This is a genomic window from Flavobacterium sp. LC2016-12 (assembly GCF_015351595.1).
Classification (GTDB): domain Bacteria; phylum Bacteroidota; class Bacteroidia; order Flavobacteriales; family Flavobacteriaceae; genus Flavobacterium.
In genome coordinates this window covers 196830-211506 of record NZ_JADKPT010000007.1, presented here as the reverse complement: position 1 = coordinate 211506, position 14677 = coordinate 196830, and the positions used below count along the sequence as shown (strand labels likewise).

Genomic DNA, 14677 nt, shown 5'->3' with positions numbered 1-14677 from the left:
TAATAATATTTCTTTTTTAAGTAAAATTTGAATAAACGAATAATGATAAAAAAATATCTATCGATCATGGCCCTTACTTTGGCCGTTGTCAATACAAGCAAAGCACAAGAATTAAGAGCACCATCTTACCCATTAATCACACATACGCCTTACCAAAGTGTTTGGTCTGCAGGAAATGAACTGAATACCGTAGCAACGCAACACTGGACAGGGGCAGAACAGTCTCTAACGGGATTAATAAAAATTGACGGCGAAGTGTATCGTTTTCTTGGAGTTGAATCAACAGCTTACAAAACAGTTTTGCCTACTGCTGATGAAGAAAATTATGCTGTAAAATATACAGAAGAATCTCCTTCATCAAATTGGAATAATGCTGATTTTAATGATGCTGCATGGAAAACCGGAAAAGCACCTTTTACTGATGACGATTCAAAAGCAAAAACAAGCTGGAAATCTAAAAATCTTTGGACAAGAAGAACATTCGATTTGAGCGATAAAAAATTCGATAAATTATTTTTAAAATTACGTCATGACGATAATATTCAGGTGTATTTAAATGGAGAGAAAATTTATGACGTAAGCGGTTGGAAACACCAATACAAATATATCGCAATTGACAAGTCAGTTATTAAAAAACTAAAGGCAAAAAATAATGTATTGGCTGTTCATATTGAAAACTCAGCGGGAGGACAATGGCTTGACGCAGGTTTAGTTACTGAAGATGTTTCAATGAAAAATGTTACTGTTCATCAAGCAGTTCAAACAAATGTAACGTTGGAAGCAACGAATACAAAATATGTTTTTGATTGTGGAAAAGCAGAGCTTAAAGTAACTTTTACTTCTCCTCTTTTACTGGATAATTTAAAAGTATTAAGCCGCCCGGTAACTTATATTTCATTGGCAGTAAATTCTAAAGATGGCAATAAACATGATGTTCAGGTTTATTTAGGTGCATCTAGTTCTTTAGCAGTTGATTCTCCTGCTCAGGAAGTTGAAGCATGGCATTATAACCAAAACGAATTGGCAATTTTAAAAGCAGGTACGACTGAGCAGCCAGTTCTTCAAAAGAAAGGTGATGATGTTCGTATTGACTGGGGATATGCTTATGTAGCAACTCCATCTTCTAAAAATGTAAAACAGTACATTTCTTCTGCCAATACTGGTTTTGAACCTTTTTTAACCAATAAACCCGCATCAGAAGCTGTAAATCAAAAAGGGAATAATTTAAATCTAAATACTATTGTTGATCTTGGTTCTGTAGGTAAAAAAGAAGCTAAACAGGTATTTATGATGGGTTATGACGAATTATTTGCCGTAAATTATTTTGACACTAATTTAAAACCTTGGTGGAAAAAAGACGGAAATACGATGGAAAATGCACTTTCAGAAGCAAAATCTGAGTATGAAAAATTAATGACAAAAACTGCTGCTTTTGATGAAAAATTAAAATCAGACGCAACAAAAGCAGGCGGAAAAAAATATGCTGATTTATGTATTTTAGCTTACAGACAAGCTATTGCAGCACATTCTATTACACAAGCTCCAAACGGTGATATTCTTTTCCTTTCTAAAGAAAACCACAGTAACGGATCTATAAATACAGTTGATTTAACGTATCCATCTGCGCCATTATTCTTGATTTACAATCCAAAATTAATGGAAGGAATGCTAAACGGAATCTTTTACTACAGTGAAAGCGGAAAGTGGAAAAAACCTTTCCCATCACACGATTTAGGAACTTATCCAATTGCAACTGGGCAAACTTACGGAGAAGATATGCCGGTTGAAGAGGCTGGAAATGCAATTGTTGTTGTAGCGGCAATAGCACAACAAGAAGGCAACGCAGATTATGCTAAAAAACACTGGGCAACTTTAACAGAATGGGCCAACTATTTGAAGAAAAGCGGATTTGATCCTGAAAACCAACTGTCAACAGATGATTTTGCCGGGCATTTAGCTAGAAATTCAAATCTTTCAATAAAAGCAATTGAAGCTTTGGCAGCATACGGAAAACTTGCAGGAATGTTAGGCGATAAAAAAACAGAGCAGGAATTTTCCTCTTCCGCAAAAGAAATGGCTTTGAAATGGATGGATTTAGCGAAAGATAAAGATCATTATAGTTTAGCTTTTGGAAAACCAGGAACTTGGAGTCAAAAATACAATTTGGCTTGGGATACAATTTTAGATTTGAATGCGTTCCCTGAAAGTGTGAGAAAAACAGAGGTTGCATATTACTTGACCAAACAAAATAAATACGGTATGCCACTAGACAGCCGCGAAAATTATACTAAATCAGATTGGATTATCTGGTCGGCGACTTTAACAGATAATCAAAAAGATTTTGAGTCAATTATTGACCCAGTTTGGTTGTATGCAAATGAAACACCAGATAGAGTTCCTTTAAGTGACTGGCACCAGACTGTAGATGGACACATGGTGAATTTTAAAGCAAGATCTGTCGTTGGAGGATATTATATGCAACTTTTAAAGTGGAAAACAACAAAAAAATAAAATACGATTAGTATGAAAAAATTTAAAATAATTTACCTGGTTTTAGCAAGTGTTCTTTTTTCATTCTGTAGCAATGACGAGCCTACAGGACCGCCTTTATGGACACCGGACACCTCTAATGTTGTTCCTTATACATCTGAAGATGCAACTGTTGCCTATGAAGCGTTTAACATGCAATTTTATAATAAAGATGCTAAATTATATTACAGTACTACTGAAAAAAGCGGGCTGGGATCTATTTGGACTCAGGCTATTTTTTGGGACATTTCAATGGATGCCTACAAGCGTACCAACGATGCAAAATACCTGACTTTGATCAATGATATTTACCAAGGTGCTTATAAAGAGTATGATGGCTTTAATTATAGCAACAAGGTAAAATGGTTCATTTATGATGATATGATGTGGTGGGTAATTTCACTAAGCAGAGCATATGAAATAACTAAAAATGACGAATATCTACAAAACTCGATAAAAGGTTTTGAATATGTTTGGAATGGTTCATACGATCCAATCAACGGCGGAATGTTCTGGGATTTTCAGCATTCGGGTAAAAATTCATGCATCAATTATCCAACCGTAATTGCAGCTATGGAATTGTATAAAATTACCGGCGATGCTGCTTATTTGGAAAAAGCAAAAAGTATTTATGACTGGTCTAAAAATAATTTATTTCAAAAAACAACAGGCCGTGTAGCAGATAATAAAATTGGAAATAATCCGGGCTGGTCCGATTATACTTATAATCAAGGAACTTGTATTGGCGCTGCAGTGGCACTTTACAAAGTAACAAAAGATGAATCATATCTAAATGACGCAAAATTAGCAGCTGATTATACTAAAAATGTAATGTCAAGCACTGAGGGAATTCTTCCTGCTGAAGGAGATTGGAATGAGCAAGGTGTTCTAAAAGCCATTTTTGCAAGATATACAATGGCATTGGTAAACGACGGAGGACAAGACCAATACCTGACATGGCTTCGTAAAAACGGAGATGTTGCATGGAGAAACAGGGATAAAAACAGAAACATCATGTTCCGTGACTATGATATTCCATGTCCGGTTTTAACAGTTCAGTCATTTGAGGCTTGTAGTGCGGTAGGTATTATGCAGATTGCACCTCCAGCTCAAAAATAAAAAACAAAGCATGAAAAGTTATTCTAAATTGATAATCCTTTCTGGTCTTTTTATTTTGCCAACGCAATTTTTCGCTCAGCAAAAAGAACCAAAAACAGTATTCCAGGTATCAGATGCCTGGAGCCCTGCTTATGATGTAAGAGCAGATGCCGCCATTGTTTATGGTATAAATGATGCCGGCGGAAACTTTAAGGAAAGGGCAAAAAGCTGGAAAGACAACGGATATACCATTCAGTTCATGACCGGTATTGCCTGGGGACAATACAAAGATTATTTTAAAGGAAAATACGACGGCAAACAACATTTTGACGAAGGGCAGAAAATGAAAAACGGAGACATTATCTGGCACGGTGAAGACGTGCCTTATACTGTTCCGACTGCCGGATATATTGAGTATATTAAAGGATTGGTCAAACAGGCAATTGATGCCGGATCAACTGCTATTTATCTTGAAGAACCTGAATTTTGGGCAAGAGCCGGTTATAGTGATGCCTTCAAAAAAGAGTGGCAAAAGTTTTATGGTTCGCCGTGGCAAGCTCAGGATGAATCTCCTGAAGCGACCTATTTGTCTTCAAAACTAAAGTATGATTTGTATTTCAATGCCTTGAAAAATGTATTTGAATATGTGCACACCTATAGTAAGAGTGTTGACAAAAAAGTAAAATGTTATGTACCAACACACTCGTTAATTAATTACGCTTCTTGGGAAATTGTTAGCCCTGAAGCAAGTCTGGCACAACTTCCACACATGGACGGCTATATTGCACAGGTTTGGACAGGAACTTCTAGAGAACGAGTTTATTTTAATGGAGAATTTAGAGAGAGAACTTTTGAGAATGCCTTTCTAGAATACGGTTCTATGGTTTCAATGACGGCACCTACAGGGCGCGAAATGTTTTTTCTGACAGATCCAATTGAGGATAGAAGCCAGACTTGGGCAGATTATAAAAAAAATTACCAAGCCACTTTTACCGCACAATTACTGTATCCAACAGTTGCAAATTATGAAGTGATGCCTTGGCCGCCACGAATTTATTTAGGTAAGTTTAAAATGGAAGAAGGGCAGGAAAGACAACCACTTTCTAAAGCTTACGGAACGCAAATGCAGGTTATGATTAATTCATTGAACAACATGCCGCTTTCAAAAAATGAAATCAATGGAACAAAAGGAATTAATGTCTTGCTTGCCAACTCTATTATGTTTCAGCGTTTTCCAATTCATGATGGCTATACAGATCCTTCGCTTTCTAATTTTTACGGGATGGCGTTGCCTTTGTTAAAAAGAGGAGTTCCCGTTGGAACCGTTCACATGGAGAATCTGGATCTAGTTTCCGGTTTAAAAGATACCAAAGTCCTGATCATGTCGTATGCGAATATGAAACCGCTTTCGCCTGAAAATCATGAGGTTTTGGCAAAATGGGTTAAAGAAGGCGGAATGCTGATTTATTACGGAAGAGATGATGATCCATTTCAAAAAGTAAGCGAATGGTGGAATAAGGACGGTAATAATTATGCAGCTCCATCAGCGCATCTTTTTGAATTGATGAACATTAAAGTGGAGAATTCAAAAACAAGCTATACGTACGGAAAAGGTAATGTATTTGTAGTTCGTGAAAATCCAAAAGAATTGGTTTTGAAAAAAGACAACGATAATTTCTTTTTGGATATGGTAGCAACAGCGTATCACAATATTGCTCCAAAAGAAGAATTGGAACTTAAAAATTACTATTATTTAGAAAGGGGACCCTATGATATTGTGGCAGTTTTAGATGAAAGTACAAGTAAAGAACCACTTCATATCAGTCGTGATGTAATTGATCTTTTTGATCCTGAATTGCCTGTTTTACATGAAAAAATAGTGTATCCGGGAGAACAAGCCTACTTGTACGATTTAGACCGAATTGAAAATAAAAATCAACCTCAGGTTTTATGTGCCGCTTCAAGGGTTTATAAAGAGAAAACGAGCAGAAAAAGTTATTCTTTTTTAACAAAAAGCCCTTCAAATACAAAAAATGCAATGCGTGTTCTTTTGCCTTCAAAACCAATTGAAATCGTATTAAAAAACGATGCAAATCAAATTATTAAAGAATTTACCAGCAGCTGGGACGAAGGAAGCAGAACCTGTCTTTTACAGTTTGAAAACAGCAGTAAAGGCGTTCAGGTAGAACTGAAATGGTAAATTAAAATAGGAATAAAACAAAAATCATGAAGTATAATAAGTATCTAATCTTTTTTCTTTTTGCGCAATTTTTCAGTCATGCTCAGGCACCAGGCACAAATGCCGATTTGGTGGAGTATGTCAACACATTACAGGGAACAAATTCAAAACATGAACTGACAAAAGGAAACACCTATCCAACAACTGCCTTGCCTTTTGGAATGAATACCTGGTCTCCTCAAACAGGAAATAATGGCGACGGCTGGAAGTATCAATATTTTAAGGAAACAATAAGAGGTTTTCAACAAGCACACCAATGTAGTTCATGGTCAAATGATTATGCTGTATTTTCTTTAATGCCAGTAACGGGAACATTAGAATTAAACGAAGATAAAAGACAGGCAAAATTCAGTCATGCTAATGAAATTGCAAAACCACACTATTATAAAGTGCAGTTTGAAAACAACATAACAACTGAAATGTCTCCAACAGAAAGAGGTGTTCACATGCGTTTTTCGTTCCCAAAAAATCAATCTTCCTTTATAGTATTGGATGGATATACCGGAATGAGTGGTGTAAAAATCGATATCAAAAACAAAAGAATAACCGGTTTTGTTCAAAACGGAAAAGGTTTTGATCAGGTAAAAGAATTGAAAAACTATTTTGTAATTCAATTTGATAAACCTTTTAAAACTCAGGGAACCTGGGAAAACAGAAATAACGAAAAATGGGACAATAAACTTTCTGCTGAAGGTAAAGGTGTAGGAGCATACCTTGAATTTAAAGCTGGAGAAACGGTCAACGTTAAAATTGCCTCTTCTTATATAAGTGATGAACAAGCTCAACTTACTTTAGATAAAGAATTAGGAAACTTCAAAAAGTTAGAAGATACAAAAGAAGCTGCCAGAAAAGTCTGGAACAAACAATTAGGAAAAGTGGTGGTTGAAGGTGGTACTGAAGAGCAGATGAAAACATTTTACTCTTGTTTGTTCAGAGCAAGTCTTTTTTCAAGAAAATTTTATGAAGAAAAGAAAGATGGAAGCCCAATTTATTTCAGCCCTTATGATGTAAAAGTACATGACGGATACATGTACACAGACACTGGTTTTTGGGATACTTTTAGAGCACAATTTCCTTTAAACGCATTATTGTCTCCGCAAATGCACGGCCGTTATGTTGGTGCTTTGGTTGATGCCTACGATCAAATGGGATGGCTGCCTTCATGGTCATTTCCTGCAGAAGCCGGAAGTATGATTGGAAATCATGGAATTTCACTTTTGACAGATGCCTGGGCAAAAGGTTTTAGAACTTTTGATCCTAAAAAAGCATTAAAAGCATATTATCACGAAGCAACTAATAAAGGTCCGCAAGGTCCATCAAACGGAAGACATGGCTGGAAAGAATATTTTACTTTGGGCTATGTGCCTTATCCTGAATATGGAGAAGCTACCGCCAAAACATTAGAATATGCATATGATGATTTCTGTGGATATCAATTGGCAAAAATGACCGATAATCAATTTTATCAGGACGTTTTTTCGAGACAAATGTACAATTACAAGAATGTGTACAATGCCAAAGATGGTTTCATGGAAGGACGAAATATCAATGGCGACTGGAAAACAAATTTTGATCCTTACGAATGGGGAGGTCCATTTACAGAAGGAAACGCTTGGCATTATCTATGGTCTGTTTTTCAGGACCCACAAGGTTTGATCAATTTATTGGGTGGAGAAGATAATTTTACTAAAAAATTAGATGCTGTTTTTTCAAGTCCAAATACGGTAAATGTTGGAACTTATGGTGGAAAAATTCACGAAATGACAGAAATGGAAGTAGGGAATATGGGACAATACGCTCACGGGAATCAGCCAATTCAGCACATGATTTACATGTACGATTATGCTGGACAACCTTGGAAAGCGCAATATCATGTACGTGATGTCATGGAAAAATTATACAACTCGACAGAAAATGGTTATCCAGGTGATGAAGATCAGGGTCAAACTTCTTCTTGGTATGTTTTAAGCGCACTTGGTTTTTACAGCGTTTGCCCAGGAACAGATCAATATGTTTTGGGAAGTCCGGTTTTTGCAAAGACAACCATCAATTTAGAAAACGGTAAAAAGTTTGTAATTGAAGCGAAGAACAACGACAAAAACAATGTTTATATTCAGTCGGCTACGTTGAACGGAAAAGAATATACACAAAACTTTTTGACGTACGGAGATTTAGTCAATGGGGGCGTTTTTAAGCTGGAGATGAAAAACACACCAAACGAAAAAAGAGGGATAAAAGATTCAGATCGCCCATTTTCGCTAACAAAAAAATAAATTTAAAAGATTATTTAATTCAATTTGCCAGTTGGAATACCCTAAAAAATATAGATTTAAGAAATGTGGATTTTGAAAAAAAATACAGCTTGAATTAACTAAAAAATGTAGCCAAAATATTTAAAATATAAATAATTTAAAAATGCCAATAATAATAGGAGTCGATATAGGCGGAAGTCATATAAGCAGTGCGGCAGTAAATCAGGAAAATCTGGAAATAGTTAACAAAAGTTATTTTAGAGGATTTGTTGACAGTAAAGCATCTAAAGAAATAATTTTACAAAAATGGGCAGAAATCATTAATAAAACTCTAGCCGAAATTGATGTTGATACCACAGTTGGAATTGCTTTTTCTATGCCTGGACCATTTCATTATGAAACTGGAATTGCTATGTTTGAAGGCAATGACAAATACGAATCGCTTTATAATGTAAATATCCCTTTGGAATTAGCACGTTATCTAAACAATGAAAATGTTGCCTTTCGTTTTTTAAACGATGCTACTTCGTTTGGGATTGGAAGTGCCTTGCATCAAAAAGATGGCGGAGTAGATCAAAAAGTAATTGCTATTACTCTTGGAACAGGTTTTGGAGCTTCATTTCTGAATGATATTATTCCAGTAATAAACGGCGATGATGTTCCGCAAAACGGCTGTCTTTGGGATAAACCTTTTAAAAGTAATATTGCTGATGATTACTTTTCGACAAGATGGTTTTTGAGAAAATATGAAGAGTACAGCGGTAAAAAAAGTTCTGATGGGGTAAAAGAGATTGCCAGTATCAAAAATGAATATTCTACTAAAATATTTGATGAATTCGCTGCAAATCTCAGTGAATTTCTGCTGCCTTATATTTTAGAATTTAAAGCTGATTCATTAGTTATAGGTGGTAATATAGCCAAATGCAGCGAACTCTTTTTACCAAAAGTACTTCAGAAATGGAAAGAAAACGGTGTGGAGCTTTCAGTAATAATTCTTGAAAACACAGAGGAATCAAGCATTATTGGTTCAAGCTACATGTTTAATGAAGTTTTTTGGAATAAAATAAAAGAACAGCTCCCTAATTTTTAAGAAGATAAAGAAAGATGTATAATCATGAAATTATACTCAAGAAGAGCAAATTATGCAAATAATCTGAGATTAAACCATTTGGTTTTTAGGGAATTACTCAGTTTGATAAGCAAAATTTCTTAATAATTACATTAGCCGAAACAAGACCTTAAGAAAGTGTTTTAATATGTCTGTTTTGCCTTTAATTTCAAAAAAATAAAAACATGAAACGATTTTTAATATGTCTATCTATTATTTTCTGCTCAAAAACCATTGCTCAAAATATTATTTCAGATCAGCAAAAAAATAATAACCCTATTTTTAAAGGTTGGTATGCCGATCCTGAAGCAATTGTTTTTGATAAAACCTATTGGGTGTATCCCACTTTTTCTGCTCCTTATGAAGATCAGGTTTTTTTTGATGCCTTTTCTTCTCCCGATTTAGTACATTGGACAAAACATGCCAAAATTTTAGATACTACAGCTGTAAAATGGGCTAAAATAGCGATGTGGGCGCCCTCAATTGTCAAAAATAAAAACAAATATTTCTTGTTTTTTGGAGCAAATGATATTCAGAATGACAATCAAGTTGGCGGAATTGGTGTTGCTATCGCATCAAAACCTGAAGGCCCGTACAAAGATTATTTAGGAAAACCATTAGTGGATAAATTTCATAATGGAGCACAACCCATCGATCAATTTGTTTTTAAAGATAAAAATGGAGAATACTACTTAATTTATGGTGGTTGGAGACATTGTAATATAGCAAAATTAAAACCGGATTTTACAGGTTTTATTCCTTTTAAAGATCAAACAGTATTCAAGGAAATTACTCCCGAAAATTATGTTGAAGGCCCTTTTATGTTTATCAGAAATGGCAAATATTATTTTATGTGGTCTGAAGGAGGCTGGACCGGACCCGACTATTGCGTAGCATATGGAATTGCAGATTCTCCGATGGGACCTTTCAAACGAATTGGAAAAATTTTACAACAAGATCCAAAAATTGCTACTGGAGCAGGTCATCATTCAGTTATAAAAACACCAAATTCTGAAAAGTATTACATTGTTTATCATAGAAGACCCATTACAGAAAACAAACGGGATTCTAGAGAAACTTGTATTGAAGAAATGCATTTTGACGAGAACGGTTTTATAAAGCCGGTTACCATAACAAATGAAGGTGTAAAAGCACATTTGCTTAAGTAATTAGAACGGAATCCGATGAATACATAACTTTGGTTCCGTTTGTTTCCGGAAGAATCCGATTGACTTATTTTTCTGGTTATTGGAAAACCAAAAGTTCAGAAACCAGTTATTTTTAAAAACGATTTTGTAACAAATGGTATGAATAATTGGGTTAAACTAGTTGGAAGCTGGCAACAGCAAAATGGAAAATATTAAGGGCATTCCACAGGAATTTAAAATAAAAATGAGTTGTAATGGCTACTGATTGTTCTAACCTGACTTTTGATGCAACTGTCAGAATTAAAAAAGCTGTTGCCTATCATTTGCCCGTTACTTTAAAAATATCAAAAATGCAGATTTTTGCTGATGACATGATTAATCCAAAATTAGAAACAACAGATAGAGCTTTAAAAAGCGGTTCGATAGGTTTGAGGTTATGGTGGAGACCGCATTATTTTTAAAAATGGTGCTATGCAGCCGTAATTTATTTAAATTTTTAATTATTGTTTTTTATGAGAATGGAAAGTCAAAATTATTATGGCAGCACTAAACGTTTTAGTTTGTTTACTTGGATTTATTTACATCAATATAAAATCATATCTAATTTAAAATACTAATTATCCACTTTAAGAGCTATTTGTGAGACAAAAGAGTTCTTAATTTTTTTATCAAAAAATAATTTATGAAAAATTTCTTTATTAATTCAATTGCATTTTTTTTGGTCTTTCAATGCTTATCGGCACAAGAAGGCATCATAAACAATATTGAAAACCCTATTGACTGGGTGAATCCTTTAATTGGCAGTGATTCCGATCATACACTTTCTAACGGGAATACATATCCTGCAATTGCTATGCCTTGGGCCATGAATTTCTGGACACCGCAAACCGGAAAAATGGGAGACGGGTGGGCATATACTTATTCCGCTAAAAAAATAAAAGGATTCAAAGAAACGCATCAGCCATCACCATGGATTAATGACTACGGACAATTCTCGATTATGCCTGTTACGGGTAAATTACGTTTTAAAGAAGCGGAAAGAGAAAGCTGGTTTTCACATAAATCAGAAACTGTGACGCCTTATTATTACAGTGTTTATTTAGCCGATCATGATGTAACTACTGAAATAGCTCCAACAGAAAGGGCTGCAAGATTTAGATTTACTTTCCCTGAGACAAATGATGCCTATATTGTAGTTGATGCTTTTGATAAAGGTTCATACGTGAAAATAATTCCTAGCGAAAATAAAATTATTGGTTACACCACTAAAAACAGTGGTGGTGTTCCTGAAAATTTCAAGAACTATTTTGTAATTGTTTTTGATAAAGGTTTTACAGTTACAAAAACTTTTGACGGAGATAAACTTTTGGATGTTATAGAAACTCAGGCTGATCATTCAGGAGCAGTAATTGGATTTAAAACATCTAAAGGAGAAAAAGTAAATGCAAAAGTAGCGTCCTCATTTATCAGTTATGAACAAGCTGAAAGAAACCTTAATGAACTTGGTAAAGATAATTTTGATCAAGTAAAAGAAAAAGGCAGAAATGTATGGAATACTGAATTAAGCCGAATCAAAGTAGGTGGAGGAACAGCAGGACAATTCACGACTTTTTATTCAAGCTTGTATCGTTCGCTTCTATTTCCAAGAAAATTTTATGAATTTGACGCCAAAGGAAAAGCAGTTCATTATAGTCCTTATAACGGAAAAGTTTTGCCGGGATATATGTTTACCGACACTGGTTTCTGGGATACTTTTAGAGCATTATATCCCTTCTTAAACTTAATGTATCCCGAATTAAATCAGCAAATGCAGGAAGGTTTATCAAATGCATATAACGAAAGTGGCTGGCTTCCTGAATGGGCAAGTCCGGGTTTAAGAGATTGTATGGTAGGAAATAATTCGGCATCAATTGTGGCAGAAGCTTATTTAAAAAGCGAAACTAAAAACAATAAGGAAATAGAAAACTTATATAAAGCTTTGATTCATGGTGCTAATAATGCAGGACCATTCGGGTCTATTGGGCGCTCAGGAGTTGATTATTATAATTCTTTAGGATATGTCCCTTATGATGCTGGCATCAATGAAAATGCTGCCAGAACATTAGAATACGCGTATGATGATTTTGCTATTTATAAATTAGGATTAGCCTTAAATAAGCCAAAAGCAGAAACCGATTTATACAAAAAACGCAGTTTAAATTATAAAAATCTTTTTGACCCAGAAAATAACTTAATGAGAGGGAAGAATAAAGATGGAAAATTTCAGACACCTTTTAGTCCTTTTAAATGGGGAGATGCTTTTACAGAAGGAAACAGCTGGCATTATTCATGGTCTGTTTTTCATGACATGCAAGGTTTGATTGATCTTATGGGCGGTAAGGATGTTTTTGTAAATCAATTAGATAAAGTATTTGCGTTAGCGCCAGTTTTTGACGAAAGTTATTACGGAAGCGTGATTCACGAAATCAGAGAAATGCAAATTGCCAACATGGGACAGTATGCACATGGAAATCAGCCTATTCAGCACATGACGTATTTATACGATTATGCCGGAGAACCTTGGAAAACGCAATATTGGGTAAGAGAAACAATGAACAGAATGTACAAGCCAACTCCGGATGGTTATTGTGGAGATGAGGATAACGGACAAACTTCTGCTTGGTATGTATTCTCTGCAATTGGGTTTTATCCTGTAACTCCTGCAAGTGATCAATACGTTATTGGTTCGCCATTATTCAAAACTGTGAAATTAAAATTGCAAAACGGAAAAGAAGTTTCTATCAATGCACCTCAAAATAATGCTGAAAATAAATATATCAAAAGCATGAAATTCAATGGAAAAGCAGATACCAATAACTGGTTAAGCCATTCAGAATTATTAAAAGGTGCTACAATTGATTTTGAAATGAGTAATACAGCAAATAAAAATCGAGGAACAGAAAAAAAAGATTTTCCATATTCACTTTCAAACGAAAAATAAAAATAAACTTGTTTTTCTTCAAATTATTTTATCAATCTAAAATTGTGATTCCATATAAAGATATTCCTTTCAAAGTTGAACAGAGTATGAAGAAAATTTAAAAACAGCAAGACCTGAATATAATAAATTAAAATAATGGACGATAATAAACTTTCCACAAAGCCGCATTATCAAATTTTAGATGGACTTCGGGGCGTAGCAGCTATTATCGTGGTATTTTTTCATCTGGCTGAGCCGCTTGCCAGCGGCCACTTTGACAATGTTGTAAACCATGGTTATCTGGCAGTTGATTTTTTCTTCCTGCTTTCTGGTTATGTAATTGGTTATGCGTATGACGACAGATGGAGCAAATTAACTATCGGCAGTTTTCTTAGGCGCCGGTTCGAGCGCTTACAGCCACTTGTAGTATTAGGCATGACGCTTGGCGCCATCGGTTTTTACTTTACCGACTCCACCATATGGCCGCTTATTCATACAGTTCCTGTATGGAAGTTGATTGTGGTGATGCTAATAGGTTATACGATTTTGCCCATACCACTTTCTATGGATATACGTGGTTGGGAAGAAATGCACCCGCTCAATAGTGTTGGCTGGTCGTTATTTTTCGAGTACATCGCCAATATTCTTTATGTACTTGGAATAAGGAAATTATCTAATAAAGGATTAACTTGTTTTGTAGTAGTGGCTGGTGCAGTGCTTTTGCATTTTGCTGTTACCAACCCTAACGGAGATGTGACAGGTGGCTGGACGCTGAATGCTGTACATATGCGCGTGGGGATCACGCGTACAATATTTCCATTTTTTGCTGGTTTGCTTTTATTGCGAATTGCACGGCCAACTTATATAAAAAAAGCTTTTTTATGGTGTAGCCTACTGGTTGCGGTGGTGTTGTTTATGCCAAGAATTGGTGGTGCAGAACATCTTTGGATGAATGGTTTGTACGAAGCTTTTTGTATTATCATTGTGTTTCCCCTAATTGTATATATTGGTGCTAGCGGTGTAGTGCATGACCAAATGGAAGATAAAATTTGTAAATTCCTGGGCAACATCTCCTATCCACTTTATATGACTCATTATGTGTTGGTCTATTTTTATGTGGCATGGGTAAGCAATCACAAGGGCATTACATTAGCACAGACTTGGCCTTATGCGCTGCTCACATTTTCAGGAGCCATCGTTTTAGCTTATGCAAGTTTGAAGTTGTACGACGAACCGGTAAGAGCTTGGTTGCGAAAAAAGCTGAAGTAGTGAAAAGTAAAATAATTATACACTGTCTCGTGTGACTATCGTCAGCATCCTGTTATTTGCAGGATGTGCTGAACG

General features: G+C 35.2%; 9 protein-coding genes. All 9 read left to right on the top strand.

Annotated elements, in window-relative coordinates; genetic code table 11:
- Positions 1-42: 42 nt before the first annotated feature.
- The gene (locus IRZ99_RS13550; RefSeq protein ID WP_194657769.1) at positions 43-2511 is read left to right on the top strand and encodes a glutaminase family protein; all 2469 of its coding nucleotides are present in this window, start codon (positions 43-45) and stop codon (positions 2509-2511) included.
- Between the two features lie 12 nt (positions 2512-2523).
- Entirely contained in the window at positions 2524-3648 is a 1125-nt protein-coding gene (locus IRZ99_RS13545) for a glycoside hydrolase family 76 protein (protein WP_194657768.1), read from the top strand.
- Between the two features lie 10 nt (positions 3649-3658).
- Positions 3659-5827 carry a hypothetical protein gene (locus tag IRZ99_RS13540; protein ID WP_194657767.1) on the top strand — a complete coding sequence of 723 codons (2169 nt, stop codon included), beginning with the start codon at positions 3659-3661 and terminating at the stop codon, positions 5825-5827.
- A 26-nt stretch (positions 5828-5853) separates the two neighbouring features.
- On the top strand, positions 5854-8139 hold the full coding sequence (locus IRZ99_RS13535; RefSeq protein ID WP_194657766.1) for a GH92 family glycosyl hydrolase: 2286 nt from the start codon (positions 5854-5856) through the stop codon (positions 8137-8139).
- Positions 8140-8281: 142 nt separating this feature from the next.
- Positions 8282-9208: an ROK family protein gene (locus IRZ99_RS13530; RefSeq protein ID WP_194657765.1), complete on the top strand. Its 927-nt coding sequence runs from the start codon at positions 8282-8284 to the stop codon at positions 9206-9208.
- A gap of 203 nt (positions 9209-9411) precedes the next feature.
- On the top strand, positions 9412-10395 hold the full coding sequence (locus IRZ99_RS13525; protein ID WP_194657764.1) for a glycoside hydrolase family 43 protein: 984 nt from the start codon (positions 9412-9414) through the stop codon (positions 10393-10395).
- Positions 10396-10628: 233 nt separating this feature from the next.
- A complete protein-coding gene (locus tag IRZ99_RS13520) occupies positions 10629-10835 on the top strand; it encodes a hypothetical protein (RefSeq protein ID WP_194657763.1) in 207 nt (68 codons plus the stop codon).
- A gap of 221 nt (positions 10836-11056) precedes the next feature.
- Positions 11057-13354, top strand: a complete 2298-nt coding sequence (locus IRZ99_RS13515; RefSeq protein WP_194657762.1) for a GH92 family glycosyl hydrolase — start codon at positions 11057-11059, stop codon at positions 13352-13354.
- 135 nt (positions 13355-13489) lie between these two features.
- Complete coding sequence (locus tag IRZ99_RS13510) at positions 13490-14602, top strand: acyltransferase (protein ID WP_194657761.1); 1113 nt, start codon at positions 13490-13492, stop codon at positions 14600-14602.
- Positions 14603-14677 lie beyond the last annotated feature (75 nt).